This is a genomic window from Carnobacterium sp. CS13, from assembly GCF_016653495.1.
GTDB classification, from domain to species: domain Bacteria; phylum Bacillota; class Bacilli; order Lactobacillales; family Carnobacteriaceae; genus Carnobacterium_A; species Carnobacterium_A antarcticum.
The window spans coordinates 2,305,303-2,326,220 of the sequence record NZ_CP067364.1 but is presented as its reverse complement, the minus strand read 5'-3'; the positions used below and the strand labels follow the sequence as shown (position 1 = coordinate 2,326,220).

Annotated in this window: 22 protein-coding genes and 2 pseudogenes; 16 read left to right on the top strand and 8 right to left on the bottom strand. The window is 37.8% G+C overall.

Annotated elements, in window-relative coordinates:
- Positions 1-58: 58 nt before the first annotated feature.
- Together JHE06_RS10975 and JHE06_RS10970 are read left to right on the top strand one after the other, a co-directional pair.
- Positions 59-610 carry a magnesium transporter MgtE N-terminal domain-containing protein gene (locus tag JHE06_RS10975; RefSeq protein ID WP_201088790.1) on the top strand — a complete coding sequence of 184 codons (552 nt, stop codon included), beginning with the start codon at positions 59-61 and terminating at the stop codon, positions 608-610.
- A gap of 99 nt (positions 611-709) precedes the next feature.
- Positions 710-1,357, top strand: a complete 648-nt coding sequence (locus JHE06_RS10970) for a magnesium transporter (protein WP_201088789.1) — start codon at positions 710-712, stop codon at positions 1,355-1,357.
- 163 nt (positions 1,358-1,520) lie between these two features.
- Here the strand turns inward: JHE06_RS10970 and wrbA are convergent, their stop codons facing one another.
- The 5 genes from wrbA to JHE06_RS10945 form a co-directional block, all read right to left on the bottom strand.
- The gene (wrbA, locus tag JHE06_RS10965) at positions 1,521-2,132 is read right to left on the bottom strand and encodes an NAD(P)H:quinone oxidoreductase (RefSeq protein WP_201088788.1); all 612 of its coding nucleotides are present in this window, start codon (positions 2,130-2,132) and stop codon (positions 1,521-1,523) included.
- A gap of 256 nt (positions 2,133-2,388) precedes the next feature.
- The gene (locus JHE06_RS10960) at positions 2,389-2,955 is read right to left on the bottom strand and encodes an NADPH-dependent FMN reductase (protein ID WP_201088787.1); all 567 of its coding nucleotides are present in this window, start codon (positions 2,953-2,955) and stop codon (positions 2,389-2,391) included.
- Between the two features lie 12 nt (positions 2,956-2,967).
- On the bottom strand, positions 2,968-4,023 hold the full coding sequence (locus tag JHE06_RS10955; RefSeq protein ID WP_201088786.1) for an LLM class flavin-dependent oxidoreductase: 1,056 nt from the start codon (positions 4,021-4,023) through the stop codon (positions 2,968-2,970).
- Complete coding sequence (locus JHE06_RS10950; RefSeq protein ID WP_201088785.1) at positions 4,023-4,970, bottom strand: ring-cleaving dioxygenase; 948 nt, start codon at positions 4,968-4,970, stop codon at positions 4,023-4,025. Before JHE06_RS10950 ends, JHE06_RS10955 begins: the two co-directional genes overlap by 1 nt.
- 52 nt (positions 4,971-5,022) lie before the next feature.
- Entirely contained in the window at positions 5,023-5,463 is a 441-nt protein-coding gene (locus JHE06_RS10945; RefSeq protein ID WP_201088784.1) for a MarR family winged helix-turn-helix transcriptional regulator, read from the bottom strand.
- A 232-nt stretch (positions 5,464-5,695) separates the two neighbouring features.
- On the opposite strand from JHE06_RS10945, the gene JHE06_RS10940 reads away from it, so the two are divergent.
- The 6 genes from JHE06_RS10940 to JHE06_RS10915 all read left to right on the top strand — a co-directional run bounded on the left by JHE06_RS10940 (position 5,696) and on the right by JHE06_RS10915 (position 10,514).
- Positions 5,696-5,929 (top strand): heavy-metal-associated domain-containing protein, encoded by a 234-nt coding sequence (locus JHE06_RS10940; protein ID WP_192988318.1) that lies wholly within the window; start codon positions 5,696-5,698, stop codon positions 5,927-5,929.
- Positions 5,930-5,960: 31 nt separating this feature from the next.
- Positions 5,961-6,254, top strand: coding sequence for an iron-sulfur cluster repair di-iron protein, ric (locus JHE06_RS10935; protein ID WP_201088783.1), 294 nt, complete (start codon positions 5,961-5,963; stop codon positions 6,252-6,254).
- A gap of 178 nt (positions 6,255-6,432) precedes the next feature.
- Complete coding sequence (locus tag JHE06_RS10930; RefSeq protein ID WP_201088782.1) at positions 6,433-8,343, top strand: heavy metal translocating P-type ATPase; 1,911 nt, start codon at positions 6,433-6,435, stop codon at positions 8,341-8,343.
- Between the two features lie 122 nt (positions 8,344-8,465).
- A complete protein-coding gene (locus JHE06_RS10925) occupies positions 8,466-8,609 on the top strand; it encodes a hypothetical protein (protein WP_201088781.1) in 144 nt (47 codons plus the stop codon).
- A 265-nt stretch (positions 8,610-8,874) separates the two neighbouring features.
- The gene (locus JHE06_RS10920; RefSeq protein ID WP_201088780.1) at positions 8,875-9,423 is read left to right on the top strand and encodes a GNAT family N-acetyltransferase; all 549 of its coding nucleotides are present in this window, start codon (positions 8,875-8,877) and stop codon (positions 9,421-9,423) included.
- Between the two features lie 107 nt (positions 9,424-9,530).
- Positions 9,531-10,514, top strand: coding sequence for a sensor domain-containing diguanylate cyclase (locus JHE06_RS10915; protein WP_201088779.1), 984 nt, complete (start codon positions 9,531-9,533; stop codon positions 10,512-10,514).
- A 230-nt stretch (positions 10,515-10,744) separates the two neighbouring features.
- On the opposite strand, the gene JHE06_RS10910 is transcribed toward JHE06_RS10915, so the two are convergent.
- Positions 10,745-11,089, bottom strand: a complete 345-nt coding sequence (locus JHE06_RS10910; RefSeq protein ID WP_201088778.1) for a hypothetical protein — start codon at positions 11,087-11,089, stop codon at positions 10,745-10,747.
- A 407-nt stretch (positions 11,090-11,496) separates the two neighbouring features.
- Between JHE06_RS10910 and JHE06_RS10905 the strand changes: the two genes are divergently transcribed.
- The gene (locus JHE06_RS10905; RefSeq protein WP_201088777.1) at positions 11,497-11,985 is read left to right on the top strand and encodes an AAA family ATPase; all 489 of its coding nucleotides are present in this window, start codon (positions 11,497-11,499) and stop codon (positions 11,983-11,985) included.
- A 145-nt stretch (positions 11,986-12,130) separates the two neighbouring features.
- Here the strand turns inward: JHE06_RS10905 and JHE06_RS10900 are convergent, their stop codons facing one another.
- Positions 12,131-12,577 (bottom strand): hypothetical protein, encoded by a 447-nt coding sequence (locus JHE06_RS10900; RefSeq protein ID WP_058919415.1) that lies wholly within the window; start codon positions 12,575-12,577, stop codon positions 12,131-12,133.
- Between the two features lie 281 nt (positions 12,578-12,858).
- Between JHE06_RS10900 and JHE06_RS10895 the strand changes: the two genes are divergently transcribed.
- The 5 genes from JHE06_RS10895 to JHE06_RS10875 all read left to right on the top strand — a co-directional run bounded on the left by JHE06_RS10895 (position 12,859) and on the right by JHE06_RS10875 (position 18,646).
- Positions 12,859-14,073 (top strand): YdcF family protein, encoded by a 1,215-nt coding sequence (locus tag JHE06_RS10895; RefSeq protein ID WP_201088776.1) that lies wholly within the window; start codon positions 12,859-12,861, stop codon positions 14,071-14,073.
- Positions 14,074-14,596: 523 nt separating this feature from the next.
- Entirely contained in the window at positions 14,597-15,742 is a 1,146-nt protein-coding gene (locus tag JHE06_RS10890; protein ID WP_201088775.1) for a polymer-forming cytoskeletal protein, read from the top strand.
- 350 nt (positions 15,743-16,092) lie between these two features.
- Complete coding sequence (locus JHE06_RS10885; protein WP_201088774.1) at positions 16,093-17,205, top strand: S-(hydroxymethyl)glutathione dehydrogenase/class III alcohol dehydrogenase; 1,113 nt, start codon at positions 16,093-16,095, stop codon at positions 17,203-17,205.
- 35 nt (positions 17,206-17,240) lie between these two features.
- Positions 17,241-18,089 carry an S-formylglutathione hydrolase gene (gene fghA / locus JHE06_RS10880; protein ID WP_201088773.1) on the top strand — a complete coding sequence of 283 codons (849 nt, stop codon included), beginning with the start codon at positions 17,241-17,243 and terminating at the stop codon, positions 18,087-18,089.
- A 206-nt stretch (positions 18,090-18,295) separates the two neighbouring features.
- Entirely contained in the window at positions 18,296-18,646 is a 351-nt protein-coding gene (locus JHE06_RS10875) for a hypothetical protein (protein ID WP_058919410.1), read from the top strand.
- Between the two features lie 193 nt (positions 18,647-18,839).
- On the opposite strand, the gene JHE06_RS10870 is transcribed toward JHE06_RS10875, so the two are convergent.
- Positions 18,840-19,403: a plasmid pRiA4b ORF-3 family protein gene (locus JHE06_RS10870; RefSeq protein ID WP_201088772.1), complete on the bottom strand. Its 564-nt coding sequence runs from the start codon at positions 19,401-19,403 to the stop codon at positions 18,840-18,842.
- Positions 19,404-19,997: 594 nt separating this feature from the next.
- Between JHE06_RS10870 and JHE06_RS12415 the strand changes: the two are divergent.
- Together JHE06_RS12415 and JHE06_RS12330 are read left to right on the top strand one after the other, a co-directional pair.
- Positions 19,998-20,401, top strand: a pseudogene (locus tag JHE06_RS12415) (2-keto-3-deoxygluconate permease).
- Between the two features lie 29 nt (positions 20,402-20,430).
- Positions 20,431-20,914, top strand: a pseudogene (locus JHE06_RS12330) (2-keto-3-deoxygluconate permease).
- Positions 20,915-20,918 lie beyond the last annotated feature (4 nt).

Here is a 20,918-nt window from a genome sequence, read left to right as displayed (position 1 = left end):
AAACTAATACAGGAAAGAGGAGCACTTTTAATGAGCCTTCCTGAGAGGAATAATAGTAATGAAAAGAATGGATGACAGAAAAAACACATATTATGAAGGAATCTTCAAAGCCGCAAAGGAAAACAACCGTAAAAAATTTCGTAAGCTATTTTTGAAACTTCATACAAATGATCAAGTTGAACTTTTTCACCTCTTATATCCTGAAAAGAGAAAAAAAGTAGAGAGCTTTTTAGAACCAGCAGAATTTGCGGACTTATTCCATTACATGGAGATAGACAATGTGGTAAACTTTTTATCTTATCGAGATGACGAAGAAAGTCAAGTTTTCTTAAATTTATTAGACGCAGCAGAAAGAAGCAGAGTAGAAGAAATGCTTGCGTATGAACCGGAAACTGCCGGGTCCGTTATGACGAAAGGGTTTATTAGCGTTTATCCTGAACATACTGTGCAGCAAACAGTGGAGATGGTACGTACTTTTGCTAAGGAAGCAGAAATGGTTTATTATATTTACGTTTTAGACACAGCCAGCAGATTGGTAGGCATCTTATCTTTACGAGACACGACCTTGAATTCGGAAGTTACAAAAGTCCGAGATGTTATGCTGACTTAACTAGCCTTTGTGCGTATGAATGATGACCAAGAAGCAGTTGCCCGTATGATTCAAGATTAGGATTTATTAGCTGTCCCTGTTTTAAATGATGAAGATGTGATGTTGGGAATTGTGACTGTAGATGATGTGATGGATATTTTAGCTGAAGAAACAACAGAGGATTTTAATGAATTCTCTGCTATTCAAAAAAAAAGCAAAACGGAACGAGGAGAAGAAAGCGCTTGGCAAATTGCTCGTGCAGGGATGCCGTGGATCGTCATTCTTGTTTTCCTTGGAATGATCAGTGCTTCTTTGATCAGTTCATTTGAAGAAACGTTGAGTCAAGTGGTCGTGCTTGCTGTTTTTATCCCGATTATTATGGATTCAGCTGAGAATGTCGGCACACAATCCTTGGCGGTTGCAGTTCGAAATATTCCTATGGGAGAAGAAAAAACTAGGGAAGAATTTTGGCAAAACGTCCTAAAAGAACTTCTAGCAGGAATGATAATCGGATTATCTACAGGGGTAGTTTTAGCACTTGTAGTGGGCATTTTTTATCAGAACCTCGTTTTAGCCGTCATTATTGGCTTTTCTCTTTTGGTGACTTTAAGTTTATCTACTGTAGTAGGTGCAGTCATTCCCTTCCTTATCAATAGATTGAAAATTGATCCCGCTATTGCTTCTGGGCCTTTTATTACAACGATCAATGATGCAATGGGGTTATTGATTTATTTTAGTGCAGCAACAAAACTGATTCATGTGCTTTAGAAAGAAAATAGAAGAGCAGCCCCAAACGCAATTCAAGACGTTTGGGGCTGCTCTTTTTTTTAAAATAAATTTAAAAGGGAACAGGACACAAGTCCCGCTCCCCCCTTTGCATAATTGAATAATTAACTCATGCTTTGTTTCAAAAAATCAACCTGAAGCAGGCTTATTCGTTGCCTTTTTTGACCCATTCTGCCACTTTGACGGTACGCTCAGCTTGGTATTTCACAGCATCTGCTACATCTTCAATCATTTTTCCGTCTTGTCCTACAGTCACGCTTGTTCCATAAGGGTTGCCGCCTGCTTTGAATAAGACAGGGTCTGAATACCCTGGCGCTGCAATAATGGCTCCCCAGTGCATCATGCTGGTATACAATGACAGGATTGTTGCTTCTTGTCCACCATGCGGATTTTGCGCAGAAGACATAGCACTAACTACTTTGTTAACTGTTTTTCCGCTAGCCCAAATGCCTCCTTGGATATCCAGGAACTGTTTCATTTGTGATGGCATATTTCCGAAACGCGTTGGAGTGCTGAAAATGATGGCATCTGCCCACTCCAAATCAGCGGATGTTGCTACTGGAACGTCTTTTGTTGCTTCGACAGTAGCTTTCCAAGTTTCATTTCCTTGAATGATTGCTTCAGGAGCCAATTCTTGTACTTTTAATACTCTGACATCAGCGCCTGCTGCTGTTGCGGCTTCTGCTGCCCATTGTGCTAATTGATAATTTGTTCCACCCATACTATAAAATACTACTGCTAAATTCACTTTTGTCATATTGATCTTCTCCTTTAAATTTGAATTTCTTTTTTTAAAAAATTTGTATCCACTTATTTTGTTCCAGAGTATCATAAGTTTTTTTGTGCGTTCAATGTCTAGCGTTCAAGCCCAGACCTCTCGTAAAAAAGATGATTAAAAGGCCTACAGTCACGCTACGCGTGCTTTATACAAGTCGACGAAAGGAGCGTTGCTCCCCAAGTAGTATTCCCTATTTTTATGGAAGTCAAGGCGGGCTTGTCTGCTTTTCTTAACATTAAAAGTCGTATTCTTCGTCTTTTTCCTTACGAATAGCTGCGAAAGCTTCTACGGTCAATACCGTATCTTCGATGAGCCGTTCTAAACGAAAGAGGATATCGTCATTTATGATCTCATTTCGCAAGAAATCTTTTTCTTCAATAAATACGTATGTCGGGACAATGTGTGCTTTCATATACGCTAAAATGGGTTTCAACTGTTGTTCCAACATTAAATAATGTTTAGTTGTACCGGCTGTCATCACACTGCTGACAACTTTATCTCGAAAAGCGTTGACCGGAAGCAAGTCGAAGATATTTTTAAGTGTGGCAGGGATAGAAGCTTGGAAAGTAGGCGTTCCAATGATGATGGCATCTGCAGCCATGAGCGTCTCTGCAACGTATTTTGTATCGCCGTCATACTCAAAGTAATTCCGTCCATCGCTGAACACCATTGTATACTCGGCTAAATCTAAAAGTACGACTTCATGTTCCGGGTACTTCTGTTTAAGAATCTCTACTGTTTTCAGCATAGCTGTTTTTGTTTTGGAACCGATGATAGAGCCGGCTAATACAGCGATTTTCATAGTTCACCTCCTTTAATTTTTTGTGTATTTTTTAATTGCTGGGATAATGTCGTTTCCAATGAGTTCTATATTTTTCATGAGCTTATCAAATGGCACACCGCCAAAGTCAATTTGCGCCATAAACCGCTGCATACCGAACAATTCATATTGATACAATATCTTTTCAATGATTTGATCGGTACTGCCGACCATCAAGGCATCACGGTAATCCGTTGCTTGAGCAAATTGTTGTTTGGGATATCCAGTACCGCGAATGGCTTGGAAACCGCCATTAAGATGCGGATACATTCCTTGCAACGCTTCTTTTGTCGAGTCAGCTACATAAAACAAACTGGTTGTGGCGACTGGCAAATTAGCTGGATCAAATCCACTTTGCCGAGCAGTTTCACGGTAAGCATCGATAGAATGTTTAAAGTTCATTGCCGGCCCGCCTAATGTAGTCAGCACCATTGGGAGTCCCATATAACCTGCTTTGATTGCACTAGAAGGTGGACCGCCTACAGCACGCCAAATGGGAAGCGATCCACTTAAAGGACGCGGTAAAATCTCGGCGTTTTGCAAGGGAGCCCGGAAGTTTCCTTGCCAGGTGACACGTTCATTTTCATTGATCAGTTTAAGCAATTCCAGCTTTTCTTCATAAATTTCTTCATAATCTTGTAAATCGACACCGAATAACTGATGAGCCCCAACACGTGAACCACGGCCGGCAACTATTTCTGCGCGCCCATTTGAAATCAAATCAATCGTTGCAAAATCTTCATACACACGTACAGGGTCTAAGACACTTAATACAGTTGCTGAACTCGATATTTTAATTGTTTTTGTGGCTTGGGCAATCGCTGATAAAATTACGCTATGCGCTTGGGTTGCGAAATAAGTTTGGTGACTTTCACCCACACTAAAAACATCTATTCCTGCTTGTTCAGCAAGCTGGCTCATTTCAATTAGTTGTTGAATTCTTTCTTGTGCTGAAATTCGGCTTCCTGTTAAAGGATTCATGATGTGGTCACCTAAAGAATACAGACCAAATTCCATGCCATTTGATTGGTTGATACGATATTTTTCCATCAGTGAATCTCCTTTATTGGTTGTAGTTTGCGTTCGATTTCATCGCGTTGTTCTTCTAAAAAGGGCGGCAAATCTAGTTGTTCTCCAAGACTTTCCACTTTTCCATCAATGGTAAATCCTGGCCCATCTGTTGCGAGTTCAAATAAAATTCCATTAGATTCACGGAAATATAAGCTTTTAAAATAAAATCGATCGATAATCTCTGAAGAATGGAATCCTCGTTCGCGTATTTGTTTCTCCCAATAGACCAGCTCTTCTTCATCTTTAACCCGAATAGCTAGATGATGGATACTGCCGCGGCCTGGTTTTTCAGCAGCAGTCTCTAACGATTTCACTACGATTTCACCGGTTGCTTTTCCTTTTATGGACTGAAAAACGGCTTCTGAGTCAGTATGCGAAATTTCTATATATCCAAATAACTCTGTTAAGGTGCGTGCCAGTTTATCCAAACGACGTACCGTAATTTCTACAGTCCCCATTCCTTGTATCTGGTGTTCTAGAGGGACAGCTGATTTTTCCCATGCTTCCCAATGTTCTGCTTTTTCACCATTTGATACAAGAAGAACCATACGCAAACCTTCTCCATCTTCAAAATGTAAAGCAGGATGATTGGCATAAGTTGTCAGCTCTCCGTGATGAACGCCCATTTGTTCAAAGCGTTTTTTCCAGTATGCTAAGCTCTCTTTAGAAGGGACAAGCAAACCGATTTGGGTAATCGCATTTGTTCCATGATAGGTCTTTCCTGCAGTCGGCATTTCAAAGAAAGACAATTCAGTTCCCGGGCTGCCTGTACGGTCTCCGTAAAATAAGTGATACATAGATGGATCATCTTGGTTTACAGTCATTTTGACCCGGCGCAAACCTAAAACAGAACGATAAAAGAAATTATTTTGCTTTGCGTTTTTTGTAATCATCGAAATATGATGATGTCCTGAAATAGTATACATTCTTTTCCTCCTATGAATTACTTGACTAGTCAAGTGATGAGATAAAAAAATATCATTTTTCCAGATATTTTTTTTGGCTTTGTTTTTGCACGCGCGACATGAGTGAAAATAAGGTTTTTTGTTCTTCTTTTGATAAACAATCTTCAAAAAAAGAGGATTGGAACTTGAGCTGAGCTTCATAGGCATTTTCTAATTTTTTCCGGCCTTTATCTGTTAGCGAAATTATTTTTGTTTTCCATTCCTGTTTTCGCTCGATTAATTGATCTTTTTCTAAACGAGCAAGCATGCGAGAGATTCCGCCTTGCGTGACCGTAACTTTTTCTGCAAGTTCGCTTTGCGTTAACGGCTCATAGGTTGAAATTTGAAGCAACGCATCAAATTGAGCAGTCGTTAAGTCATATTCTTTTAAGAATTCGTTTGATAGCAAATTGCTTTGGTGAGTGAAACGAGCGATTCGAAGCCAAATCAATGAGCCAAGAGTATTTTTTCGCATATTGTTCATCACTCCTTTTCGTTATCATCACTTTACCACTCAACTGATAAAAATGCAAGAAGAAATTTTTGGAAGTTAGTGTCAAGTTATTCTCGGTAAAAGCACAAAAAAGTTAAAAACTTGATATACGTCAATTTTTATTCAGTACAAACCAACTATACTACAAGTGTAAAGAGAAAGAGGCGAAGAAAAAACCTCTACTACAAATAAAAAAATAAAGGGGAAATGAATGATGTCAAAAGCAGTCCTTACATTAGAAGCATTATCTTGTCCAAGTTGTTTGCAAAAAATTGAGAGCGCAGTAAAAGGGTTGAACGGAATCGACAAAGACAGTGTAAAGGTTTTGTTTAACTCCAGTAAAGTAAAAGCCGATTTTGATGCAGATACTCTTTCTATTGAAGAAATTGAAAAAGCAATCATCGACTTGGGCTACCCAGTCCTTAAAACCAAAGTGAAATCTGCTTAAACGAACACAAATCAGAAAGAAGGAATGTATAATGGCACTACTCAATGAAGTGGCAGATAAGTATTTTGAAAAATTAGATATGTTTACAGTAGCAATTACACGTGCCCATGGTAAGAACCACCCTGAAGCGTTTGAAGTACGAGAATTGTTCAGTGAAATAAAGGAGAAAATACAAATAGCCGGTTCAACTAAACCCAATTTAGATGCGGAACTCACTCAATTGCGTGAAGTTACAAACAATTACACCATCCCTGGTGATGTTTGCGGAACGTATGCTGCGGTATACAACATGCTTTCTGAAACAGATCAAGCGTACCAAGCTTGATGTATCTTTAAAAAAATGTACGCCCAGAAAGAAACTAACTATTCTTTCTGGGCTTTTTTCTTAATTAACTCCAATGAAATAAATAGAAATTCTCCAAACTTGATGGCCGTCAAGTTATATATTTTGAAATTGTCCTATACTTTACTTAACAACAAAATACACATTGGAGGAAAAAATTATGCAGCATTATATACTAAGTAAGAAAAACCAAATGACATTGATCAGCGGTGTGTTGATCGGACTAGGATTCTTTAGCCATTTTATTTTAGAAAACGTGAGGATCTCTGAATGGTCTTTGATCATCGCTTCTATTTTTGGAGTCGCTCCAATTGCTATCCAAGCGTATCAAGCAATAAAAGTAAAAGTTGTCAGCATTGATTTGCTAGTCACTATCGCTGTCATCGGAGCTTTTTTAATTCAAAATTACGAAGAAGCAGCTATTGTTACTTTCTTATTTTTATTTGGACATTTCTTGGAACAACGCACATTGAATCAAACCCGATCTGCTATCAAAGAATTAACTGAAATGGCACCAGAAAGTGCTTTAAGACAAATGGAAGATGGAGAATTTGAAGAAGTAGACGTGGAGGATGTAGACGAAGGAGAGGTCTTGCTCGTCAAAACCGGCGCAAAAGTCCCAGTAGATGGAACCATCATTTCAGGTGAAGGCCATATTAATGAAGCCAGTATCACAGGGGAATCAGTTCCAGCAAACAAAACAGTTGGTTCAGAGGTCTTTGCAGGCACCATTTTAGAAAATGGAACGATCCAAATTCGTGCTGATCGAGTGGGAGAAGACACGACGTTTGGAAAAATCATTGAATTGGTTGAAGAAGCACAAGATTCTAAATCCGAAGCAGAACGGTTCATTGACCGCTTTGCCAAATACTACACGCCAATTGTCTTAGTACTTGCATTTGTTGTGTGGGTGTTCAGCCAAAACATCGAATTGGCGATTACTATTTTGGTGCTGGGCTGTCCAGGTGCATTGGTTATCGGAGTTCCCGTTTCGAATGTTGCCGGTATTGGAAATGGTGCCCGTAACGGGGTTCTGCTAAAAGGAAGCGAAGTTATTCATGACTTCAGCCGAGTGGATACGATCGTATTTGATAAAACAGGAACATTGACAGTAGGGAACCCGACTGTAGCGGAAACAGAATTTTATGGGAAAGATAGCACTGAAGTACTTGGTTATTTGGCAAGTGTGGAACGTGAATCCGATCACCCGCTTGCGAAAGCCGTCCTCCAACAAATTGGCGAAACGACTCTTTCTACCGTGGAAGGAACAGAAGTCGTCAAAGGCGGCGGTATTGTGGCAAACGTGAACGGACACCGGCTAGCTATTGGAAATGTTGCATTGATGGAAAAAGAACATGCCGTATTCAGTAAAAAAGCACAAAAAGACGTAGAACGCTTTGAAAAAAATGGCAACTCGTTGGTACTGACAGCGGTCGATGGCGAATTGAAGATTCTGATGGGCATTCGTGATCAAGTCCGCTTGGGAGTAAAAGAAGATCTGCAAGAGTTAAAAAAATTAGGTGTGAAAAACCTGGTTGTTCTTTCTGGCGATAATCAAGGAACGGTGGATGCCGTTGCTCGCGAACTAGGATTAACAGAAGCACATGGACACATGCTGCCGGAAGATAAATCGGCTCATATCGAGAAATTACAAAGAGCAGGCCAAATCGTTGCTTTTGTCGGAGATGGGGTTAACGACAGTCCTTCTCTAGCTTTAGCGGATATCGGAATTGCGATGGGAAATGGAACAGACGTTGCCATTGAAACGTCCGATGTGGTCTTGATGAACTCTGACTTCAGCCGTTTACCGCATGCGTTAGGTTTGGCAAAAGCCACTGCTCTAAATATGAAACAAAATATTATCATTGCAGTCGGTGTGGTCTTAGTCTTATTGGCCAGCGTCTTCTTTAGTGAATGGATGAATATGTCTATCGGCATGCTGGTGCACGAAGGAAGCATCTTAGTTGTTATTTTCAATGGAATGAGACTATTGAACTATCGTTTACAAGGCAAAAGGATCCTCAAGAAAACGAAAACTAACTCAACATCAGAAGCAGCACATACTGCTTAATTTTTTTAAAAGAAAGCACTTGCCAAAGAGAAGGCTGCTAAAGGATCAGATAGGATTATTTGACTCTTTAGCAGCTTTAATTATTGGAAGGTGTTTTTTTTGCTGTTTAGGACCCAAATAATGTGAACAAATTTGACATAATAAATGAAGCGATAGTGAAATTGGACGAACTATACCATAACGAAGAAGTACAAGAGTATATCGAGGAACAATTTGACGGTATAAAAGTTCCTGTCCAAAAAGACATTTCTTATTTAGAAGAATAGCAAAAATAGTGTGGGAAAAAGCGTTTAGACTTGGAACTTCTACCTCACAGATAATACCCCTAAGCAACTTCAGCTGTTTTGTAGGGTCCATTTTATTTTGTTAGAGGCTTTTTTTCTTGTGTTTTTTAGATAACTGTCTGATATGCGCCTATATTCACTCAGAGCATTTAAAGCCATAATTTGTAAAAAAATTATCTGCTGAATTGTATAAATATATCAGGTATTATATATACATAGAAGAACGATACCTGGGGAGGATAATCGGATGAGAAACAAAGGAACTCAACAACTCGAAACAGGAAGATTACTCTTAAGAAGAATCACATTGAATGATGCAGAAGATATGTATCATAACTGGGCAAGTGATAAGGAAGTAACCAAACATTTAACTTGGAAACCGCATAAAAGTATCGAGGATACAAAAGCCACTATCTCAAGTTGGGAAAAAGAATTAGAACAAGAAGACTGCTACCGTTGGTGTATAGAATTAAAAGGAAACCGGCAAGTCATCGGAACGATTGACGTGGTCGAGATAAATAGCGACATTGAATGCGCAGTGATTGGATACTGCATGGCTAAACGTTACTGGGGTCAAGGGACTATGACAGAAGCATTCATTGCTGTTAAGGACTTTTTATTTGAAGAAGTTGGGATTAATAGAATAGAAGCCAGCCACCATACTGAAAATCCAGGTTCCGGAAAAGTTATGGAAAAGGTTGGCATGAGTTTTGAAGGAACCAAAAGAGAAGGAGCAAAAGATAATGAAGGAAATCTTTGCGATATAGCAACTTACGCCATCCTTAAATCAGATTAGGAAATGGGAACTTTGGTGTAGAGTAAAAAGAATTACCTTTTATTATTGGAAGGTGTTGTTTAAAAAATTCCAGAACTATGTGGAAGTTTTAAAAAGGAGACTGGACTATGCAAGACTATCAAGAATATACAAAAGAAGAGTTGATTCTGCAGATGACTTCTTTGACCAGATTAAATAAAGAATTGTTGCAAACCATTCAAGAGTCAGAACGACTAGAATTTGGATGGACAGGAAATCTAGGGCAATGGTTTTGGGATTTTACTACCAATGAAGTAACATTTAACCCTTTAAAAGCAGAAGCTATTGGGTATATGAAAGAAGAATTACCAGAGAAAGTTCCTTATCAATTTTTTACAGACAAAGTTCATCCCGATGATAAAGATGAAGTGATGCAGCAGATGACAAATCACCTGACTGGGAAAACGCCCGTTTGGGAAGTGAAGTACCGTATTCAAGCTAAAGATGGCTCGTGGAAAGTGTATCAAGATCGTGGAAAGGTGACGGAACGAAACGAAAAAAACGAACCGCTTTTTCTTAAAGGAATAGTATTTGATATTACCCAAGAAGAGCAGGAAAGAGAGCTGTTAAAGGTTAAAAATAAAAACTTGACCAGTCGAATGAAGATAGATACGCTTACTTCTCTGCGCACACGATCGTCTATTATCGTAGAGTTGGTAAAACATGCGAACAGATCGAAAAAAGAGGACATCCCGTTATCAGTGATGGTTCTAAATGTCGATAATTACGCTAAATATGAAGAAGATTTTGGAATAGTGTTAAGTGAAGAGATATTGAAAATCGTAGGACAGGTGATAAAAGCTGCTACTGAAGACAAATATGTTGCTGGAAGATACAGAGATTCTGTGTTTTTAATCTTATTGGAAAATACGCAAATAGAAGAAGCGTTGATACTGGCTGAAACAATCAAGCAGACCGTTTTGGAAACTGTTTTTGATGTGCCTTACCATATAACGATTAGTGGAGGAATTTCTACATTTCAATCAGAAGAAGCAATCAGCGAGTTGATTCAAAAGGTTGCTGAGAAATTAGTAGCCGCCCAAAAAAATGGTGGAAACCAGATTGTAATATAAAAATGCATCAAGAGGTTTGATAAAACGTAGCTAAAAAGAAAAAGTATCTAGAGAAGTCAATAAGGTTTCTCTGGATGCTTTTATAATACAAAAAGAAACCTTCCTGATACAATGCAAATACAGATATTCCACTTACCAACACCAAAAAGAATAGAACTAGTTTTTTAGTGATTTTATTGTACCTTCCAATTCATAACGGGTATTCTGTATAAATTAATATCTTAAGGACATTAACTCTGCTGAATCATTTCTTCTAGTTTATCTGTTAAACGGCACATTTTTGGCCATGAGAGAGATACTTTCCCTTTTTCCCATTTTGGAATATCGTATTTGCTGGCATGGCTTAATCGAATTAAGTCTTCTTCGGATAAGTTGAGTTGTTCTTTCCACACCTTTACTTTTCTAAAGCGTTTTTTATAAACAATGCTGTAATAGAGACCAATAAAAGCAGGAATAAAAATAATGATAAACCAAGGATTTCTCCAATCAAAAAAGAAATTAAAAGAGAGACCAAGTAAAAAACAAACAATCGTAACCAGTAGGATGATCATACTATCTTTTTTTAATCGACTCATTATTTTACACCCCTTCTATATAAAATTGTCTTATTTGACAGATCAACCTTTTCATTGGAAAGGCGATAATTGTTACTGATAGATACATAAGTTAAGTGTAACACTCATTATTCTTTACTCAAATTAAAAATATATTTTTTCTCTTCTTTGAATAGCCTACTCAAACGTATTTGACATTATCAGTAATATAAATAATGTTAGTAGTGAACATGCCATGAACTACTTTTTAATGATTCGGAAAAACAAAAAGCAGAGATAAAAAATCTCTGCTTTTTTTCTATGCAAATGCTTCATCAGGCACATCAAAAGGTGCTTTTAAATCCGGCTTTCGGGTAATCATTTGGTTTTATAATCTTTAACATTCATAAACTAGTTTAAATGAATTATAAAATATGGAGGAGCTTCAAATGAAGAAGATTTATCATTCAACAAGCAGAGTCGTTTTTATGTGCGGAACAGCAGGATCAGGAAAATCTACGTATGCTAAGAGTTTAGAACGGCAAGGATTCAATCGTTTGTCTTTTGATGTAGAGTCTTTTAAGAGAGGCGTGAGGGTTCATCCGTTGTCAAAGGATATCTATGATGAAATCAAAATTTTTCTCGATCATGAGTTACGATCCCTGATTGCACAAAACAAAGATGTTGTTCTAGATTATTCATTTTGGTCACGTCAGATGCGTGACGAATACAAAAATATGCTTGTTCCTTTTGGTATTAAGCCAGAAATTGTTCTAATTTGCACTCCGAAAGAAATTGTTTTACAGAGAATTCGTGATCGTAGAGGAAAACACCCTAACGATATTATTTTAGACGAACGCACTGCAGTTCAATATTTCGAACACTTTCAACCGCCAACCTCTAGAGAAGGCGATATCACAGTCATCAAAGGCTATTGAACATGGTATAGAAATTAGCGATAGACTTGCTGAGTTTTTTTAGTGGTATAATACAAAAAATTCCTTTGCAATAAGCACAGCTTTATTAAGGACTGTGTCTATCACAAGGAACATTTAACTGGATGATTTTATTCCAATTCAGGATTTAACGCAAATTTGCATATAGAGCAGTGATCCACAAATCGAAGTTTTCTTGTTCTTCGTATTGCATCACATCATACATTTCAGAGCTGACAACTTGGAATTGTTTTTTGAAGACAGGCAGATCAAATTCTTCCATTTGTGTGTCTCGTTTAACGCGGCTAAAAATCTTAGCAAAGTCTTTACTGCTGTATCCGATGTCTTTTCTCTTCAAAACTAGAGGTACACCTTTTTTCGTGATGCCCATTGCTTGGGCAGCATTAAAAGCAGCTTCTTTAACCGCAAAAACCCGGTCGCTTGATGCGAGTTTCGTTAAAATGTATCTTGATTTCTGGCAATCGTACTTTGCCAATTCGTTAACGGCTGCGAGTCTGGTTTCCCAGCTGTCTTTTGTAGTCGCTTTGATTTTTAATTCTTCTATATTAGCGGGTTCTGCTTGAATGATTTTCATGGTCACGCTGCCTCTTTCTGTTTCTAGTCTAACGTTCATACTATAGAGTTCGTTTTACTTTTACAAGGTTATTTTGATTAAATGCACGATTTCTTCTGGCCATATTTATTTTAGTTTCTTCAGATAGTATAGTTCAATGATTTAAATAACAGTTTTGGCCCCCAAAAAAAGATAGGTTAAAATTTTGACGCAAAAATAACAATGTGATATGTTAGTGTTACGAAATGAAAGCGATTTCCTCAGGGGAGTCGGATAAGATACTAAAAAGGAAGGTGTTAACAGTGAATAAGAAATTTTCTTTGTTTTTCATAGCGTTTGCAACGCTTATTCTTGCGTCATGTTCTGATTCAGGCAATACTATAACCGACGATAATTCTGCAACTTCTACTGCTGTAGAAACTTCTGAGGTAAAAGATAACGCAAATGAAAGCTCTTTAGAAACAGAAGAACCAAAAGAGAATACGGAAGAATTATTCCAACAAGTTCGTAATAATGAGCCTACAAGCGAGCGAATAGCAGCTCTTGAAGAAATTGCGATGCATTATTATTGGTATGGCGGTGATATGAAAAAAGCTGAAAAAGAATTGTTTCAAGGAATAACGTTGCATGGCGATTATGATGTAGTAGAACAATCTTTTGCCCGTGCGACAGTTATCGACCCTTATGACGTCGAATTAAAGCGTTCATTGGCTTCTGCACAGATATTACAAGATAAAATACCAGAAGCCCTAAAGTCATTTGAAGAAATTATTGATATTGACCCTGATAATTTTGAAGCTCACATACTGCATGCTGCTTATTCAAAAGTTACAGGAGATACAGACTCATTTGAAAAAGACATACAAAAACTTTCTGAAATAGACCAAGAACGAGGGCAAGAATACGAAGTGAAATTTGATTCTATTGAGGAAATAGAAAAAACGACACTTAATTCTGAAGTTCCTGAAAATATTACTAAAGACAATCATGCTATCATTACCTTAGGTTACGCTCTTTCAGATGAAGGAGAAATGCAGGAAACCCTCTTAGAAAGATTGAAAGTCACTTTGAAGGCTGCAGAGAAGTACCCAGATTCAAAAATCATTGTAACGGGCGGAGTACCTAAAAAAGGACACACAGAAGCAGAACTAATGTATGATTGGCTAGTTGAAAAAGGTATTGATAAAGAAAGAATATTTAAAGAAGCATTGGCCACAGATACTGTTGAGAATGCATTGTTTTCTATGGATATCGTAAGAGAAGAGGGACTGCAAGATATTACGTTGATTACGAGTGCAAGTCATATGAGACGGGCACTTGTAACGTTTAATGAAGCCAGTCAATTGATGGATACGTTAGAGAATAAAACATCAAATCGAGAATTTACGAATGTTGTGTATATGGATTACGATAGTGAAGAAGAAGCACAAAAAGTGACGGAAGAAGAAGAGATGGTTATCTACCGTGACTTCATTCGTACTTCTGGTATATGGCAATTCCCCGGATTACAAAGGTAAATTGAAATCAAGAAAGACAGTCATAAACAAAGAGAAATTGTTTGTGAGTTTATACCATATTTTTTTAAGGGCACTATTCGGTTTATAAAACTTCTTTAATTTAACGAAAAGAAAACATTCCACTACACATGTTTCGTTAAGAGCATGTCGTAATGGAATGTTTTTTTGTGTAAAAGTTTTATTATTTAATAGCTGCTTCCAGAGCAACATTGATCATGTCGCCGAAGCTTGTTTGTTGTTCATGGAAGTTTTTCGGATTCGAAAATGTTACGAGAATATTTTGATATCAACGAACAACTCTATTTGTTACCGCTTACAACGATGGTGTAGTATAATAAGTTTATAAGAGACGCGATGAAACTATCACAAAACCAGAACAGTTGGAGCGGTTATCCATCTCACTTAGTGATTTGATGTTAAACTGTTTGGTTAATAGTGGTCAGCTAATTTCCCATAGATTTGATGAACTAAACGGCAGCTAATGATTTCCAAATAGGTGAAAAACTTAAAGGAGAGGGGTCTTATGCTAAAGATCAACCGCAACAAGAAATTTAAAGCACTACTTCTATCGTTGCTCTTGGTTGTATTTATGTCGATTCCTTTTGCGAGTGTTTTAGCGGAAAGTATTTCTGGGGACAATATTGTTGTAGAGTCCGGTGAAACATTAGAAAAAACGAGTTTTCTTTCAGGAGAAAATGTTCGTGTCGATGGGGATATAAATGGGACTACTTTTATAACTGCTGGTAACGTAGAGGTTAATGGAACGATTGATGGAGATTTATTTGTAGCAGGTCAAAGTACGGTTATAAATGGTACAGTCAAAGGTAGCGTATTTGTGGCTGGACAAAATATCACTCTAAATGGTGTTGTTGAAAATACTATTTATCTAGCTGGAGCTACATTGAAAGTGACATCTCAAACAAATGGCAGTGCTTTTTTAGCAGGACAAAATATCTTCGTTGAAAAGGGTACAGTCATTGAGAAAGATGTTTTTGTTGGTGGAGCTAAAGTTTATCAAAATGGCGTAATCAATGGTGATTTGTCTAGTTCAAGTGAGTCTTTATCTGTTGATGGTAAGATTGGCGGAGATTTAAAATACAGCAGTCAAAACAAAGCAGATTTTTCCAGTAATTCTGAAGTCGTAGGAGAAACAACTTGGAAAAAAATTGAACCTAAATCTTCTGAATCTGCTAAGTCGGTGTTTACGATTGCATTCTTGATGAAAATTCTCTTTAGCATTCTAGCTCCTTTAGTCGTATGGCTTTTTGTTAGATGGATCAGACCGGATTTTTGGCCTGACTTAGCTGAAAAAATAGCAGCTTCTCCACTTAGAGCCCTTGGTTTTGGAGCTTTAGCTGTTGTATTGATTCCCGTTGTTGCTATCCTTTTAATGATTACAGTTATAGGGATACCGTTAAGTTTTATCTTATTAGCACTATATGGAGTAACTTTTTATGTTTCAAAGATCATTTTTTCAGTTTTTATAGGTCTTTGGTTCCAAAATAGGTTTAACTGGTCCAAGGCAGGATCTTTTTGGTTGTTTTTATTAGGATTAATTATTCTCTCTATTTTAGGAGTTGTCCCAATAGTTGGTATGATTGTTGGTTTTGTCATTGCATTTTTCGGAATGGGTTCCATCGTATGGTCTCTACTAGAGGGCAGAAGTTAAATGAAAAACACCTGGAAAGGTATGAACCCCAAAAAGTCAGATGTGCTCGTTCTATTTATTTATAGATGAGAGCTGCGACCTCAAAAAGTTGGTTTTTGCAGAGTAGGGTTTCCTGCTCTGTTCTTTATTGTTTATTTTTACAAAATCAGCATCCAATTTTTGTCTGGTTTTAATGCTAAGAACATTTAAAGAAGATAAGCAGATACAATTGAAGCAAGTTGTAGCAAAAGAACAGGCATGGTATCATTTGGCTAAGATGCATTTTTTAGGGGGAAGCAGAGTATGCAAGCAAAAGAGTATACACCCCTTAATTTTGGATTAATTTGATAGGATAAAAGGAGACAAATAAAATGAAATCACGCGCAGCAGTTGCATTTGGACCAGGTCAACCTCTTGAAATAGTAGAAATCGATGTAGCAGGACCTAAAAAAGGGGAAGTGTTAGTTAAAATTACAGATACAGCTGTTTGTCATACGGATGCCTATACCTTATCTGGTACGGATCCAGAAGGTGTTTTTCCCGCAGTATTGGGACATGAAGGCGGCGGGATCGTTGTAGAAGTCGGAGAAGGAGTAACTTCCGTTCAACCAGGGGATCATGTGATTCCGTTATACACACCGGAATGCGGCAAATGTGAATACTGTACTTCAGGTAAAACGAACTTATGTCAAGCGATTCGTGAAACGCAAGGTAAAGGATTAATGCCGGACGGAACGACTCGTTTTTCTTATAAAGGAGAACCTATCTATCATTATATGGGAACAAGCACATTTAGTGAATATACGGTTGTTTCTGAAATTTCGTTAGCAAAAGTAAATCCAGAAGCACCTTTAGAAAAAGTCTGCTTATTGGGTTGCGGTGTAACCACTGGGATTGGTGCTGTAAGCAATGCAGCGAAAGTAACAGAAGGCGATACTATCGCTGTTTTCGGGTTAGGCGCAATCGGGTTAGCGGTTATTCAAGGAGCTGTTCAAGCAAAAGCTGGACGCATTATTGCTATTGATACAAATCCAGATAAGTTTGAATTAGCTAAAGAAATGGGCGCTACCGACTTTTTAAACCCCAAAGAATACGATCGTCCTATTCAAGAAGTCATCGTTGACTTAACAAATGGCGGTGTGGATTATAGTTTTGAATGTATCGGAAATGTACATGTGATGCGTTCAGCTTTAGAATGCTGCCATAAAGGCTGGGGAGAAAGCGTCGTTATCGGGGTAGCCGGAGCTGGCGAAGAAATCAGCACTCGTCCATTCCAACTAGTGACTGGACGCGTTTGGCGCGGTTCTGCTTTTGGCGGAGTAAAAGGGCGCTCAGAATTGCCAGGTATGGTTGAGAAAGCGATGAGCGGCGAGATTCAATTGGATCCATTTATCACGCATACTTTGCCATTTGAACAAATCAATGAAGCATTTGATTTACTGCATGAAGGAAAATCAATTCGTACGGTTCTTTCTTACCATTAAGTTGTTTCAATCAATTTCATATGAGGGGGATAAACATGTCAAAATTAGAACTGCTTGAAGAACACGTTGTTTTTGACGGAACACAATACAAATATCGTCATGATTCACACACTTTAGGTTGCCCAATGACCTTCAGTTTATTTTTGCCAAATAAAGAAAAGTTTTCTAATCCGCCTTTATTTTGGTGGTTATCAGGCTTAACGTGCACCGATGATAATTTTACGCAAAAATCCGGCGCACAAAAAGCTGCTGCGCGTTTAGGCGTAGCGATGATCATGCCAGATACTAGTCCTCGTGGAGAGCATGTAGCGGATTCAGAGGATTGGGATTTAGGCCAAGGAGCAGGATTTTACCTTAATGCTACCGAACAGCCGTGGGAGCCTCATTATAAAATGTACGATTACATCACTAAAGAACTGTCTGCCATCGCTCATGACCAGTTTCAATTAACTGGCCCAGAATTTATTTCAGGTCATTCTATGGGCGGCCATGGGGCTTTAGTGGTTGGACTGCGTAATGCAGAGCGGTTCCACTCGATTTCTGCTTTTGCGCCGATCGTTAATCCTAGTCAAGTTCCGTGGGGGATAAAAGCCTTCAACGCGTATCTTGGCAGCGATAAAGAAAAATGGCGTGAATGGGATGCAGTAGAACTGCTAAAGAATTACATGGGCAAAAAAATTCCAGTGTTGATTGATCAAGGAGATGCGGATTCTTTTTATGAAAAACAATTGCAGCCATCTAAGCTAGCGGCTGTTGCAGAGGAGAAAAACTATCCGTTGACGGTCCGAATGCAAAAAGGACATGACCATAGTTATTATACGATTGCGAGTTTTATTGAAGAACACCTAGAGTTTCACTTATCTCAATTGGCTAATAATCAATAAACGAAGACTTTCTGTAAACAAATCGGTTAGAAATAAAACAGTCAGTAATGCCAGCATACTGGTATGGCTGACTGTTTTTTTTAGCGCTGTATCAAGAGTATTGGTGATTTGAAAATCATGTGTATGTGCGTCTATAAAATTATGCTAATGTTATTAAAGTAAAGCAGCAAGTGAGTATACAAAAGTCCTATAAGGGGTTGATAGTCTTGGTTGATAAAGAAACACAAATAAAGATACTGTTGTATGGAAATGCATTAGATTTTGCCTGTAAAACTCTTGGGATTAAAAATATGAGGTACCATAAGTACTCTAACGTTTTTACGGTTAGTGAAGCGGAAGTATATGACTATACATTGATCCATGGTATCCCGCAGAGTGATGCAACAAGATCATCTATGGCTGAAGGCTTCCATTATTTTAAAGAAGAAGACAAATGGACTACTTTTTTTAGCGAAAGAGGTTCGATCTTCCATGAAAAAAATTTTAAGGATGACGAGCTCGGTAAAAAGTATATCGTACATACACTGCTGCAATTAGCTGGTACTGGCCTCTATTAGCAGTTGTTTTTAATAACTGAACGTTTTTTCTAAGTAATAATGGCCTGATTTCTCGATTTAATATTGAGAAATCGGGCCTTTATTTAAAACCATTAAGGTTACGCAAGATTAATGAAAAGAAAGTCACTGAAAAGCGCAACGAATCAATCCATAGTCGGTATAGCTATAGTTTATCTTATTCCAACTTTATTGATTACTTAAAATCTAAATCAGAAAATCCTTCTCCCAACATATCATTGATGTCTTCGACAATCTCCTTCGAATCTGGATTAATTAATAAGAAATCGCCGTCTATTAGTTCGCCTCGGCTGTTTTCTTCAGGAGTGTCATTTTTTGCTTTAAGACAAATAGGGTAGTACACATCAGGAGCAGGTTCTAAAATTTTCTCGAGTACGATTTCATGTTCCCAGTCATCTCCGAAATCATATGTATAAACAACTCGATCTTTTTCTTTTTTGAACCACTTAGCTAGAGTTTCTTCTTCCTCATTTAAATTTTCAATGGACGAGGCGAAGTTGCCCCAGCTAGCATCCGAGTTAGGCCCTTGATACTCATTATCAGGTTCGATAAAAATATTTTGGATCTTTCGACCATTTGATTTTCGAATAGAAAAGTTGTGTAAATGAGAATTATACCAATCGAAAGCAACTTGAATAACTTCATGTAGTTCACGAAAAGTGGAATCACTATTCACCTGGACTCTTCGCCATACGGGTACTCCGATATCTAGTAAAGAAATTTTAAATTGAAAAATCATACAAGCACATCCTTCTCTTTTAATTATTCATAAAACTTAAAGAAGCAAAAAAATAGCAGCTTTCACTCAACTATATTATCACAAGAGAAGATATTATGAAAAATTAAATTCTATGACCTATCTAGGGTTGCATGAAATATTCATTGTTCACAATAAGGTCTTTATCGTTCCTCAAGAGAGTTTTGCGCGCCTTAATCCGACTTTTACTGTACAGTTAAAGCCCTCATGGCTTGTTCTAAATCGATAAAGGTTTGATAAAGCAACTGCTTTTTTTGTCGCTTGAAAAAGTTTAAAAAGTTAGTGCTCATCATGCCTGCAAGTACTAGGGAAAATGGTAGTATAGTAAAATGCAGAAACAATAGAGTTAGGTGTGTACATTCCTAGCTGAAAAAGACATAGAAGCTTTCTTAAGTGCATTAATCAATCAAGGAAGCTAGAATAGAAAGTATAATATTCTATAAGTTCCCTTATTGAGCAGCAAATGTATTCGTATTTTAAGTGCACATAATGGATTCTTTTTATCTTTTCAATAAATGAACAAGCCAAATCTGTTTCAAACGGAATGATTGAGGAGGAAGAAACACGGTAAAATTTATGAATAAGATTCCAGCAGGAACGTTTCTCGTTCCAATGCTGCTGAGTGCATTGCTTTATACTTTATGGCCGAATTTATTTAGCAATCTAGGTGGAATTACAAATGCTTTTCTTGGAGGAAGCGGAACGAATTTTATCATAGGATTGATTTTTTTTGTTCCGGAATCGGGATCAATCTTAAAACACTTGGCAAACTTTTTAAACGCCACGGGGTATTGTTGCTCGTGAAGTTGGTTTTAACTGTTGGTTTTGGACTATTATTTATCGCCCTTCTTGGACAATCTGGCGTTTTTGGTATTAGTGCTTTGGCTTTTATAGTGGCCATTTGCAGTATGAATCCTGCTCTTTATATTTCAATTGTAAATGATTTCGGAGACGAAGTGGATAAAGAGCTATTGGTTTAGTTGGTTTATTTGGAATTCCTGCAGTACCCATGCTTATTTATGCCATTTCTGGTCAAGGAGAAATCCAATGGATGCCGATTATCTCAACTATTTTGCCGCTTATATTAGGAATGATTTTAGGGAACTTAGACAAAGATTTTTGGTGCAGGAATCAGTGTACTGCTTCCAATACTTGGTTGGAATATTGGTCAAGGAATGAACTTGATTGAAGGACTGCAATCTGGTATTTATGGAATTATACTAGTCGTCGTATTCTATGTTTTGATGAGTCCGCTAGTTGTAGTGGATAAAATGATTCTAAAGAACGATGGAGTGGCCGCATTATCCATGAATGCAGTTGCAGGAGTTTCAGTGTCTTTCCCAGCTATCATCGCTCAAGTCAATCCCGGGCTAGAGTCTTACGTCACCAGTGCAACGACACAAATCGTCACTTTAGCCATTATCACTATTCTAGTTACGCCGATGTTGGCTCGCAAATTGTACCAACAGACTCATAAAATCAATTCTAAATAGAAAG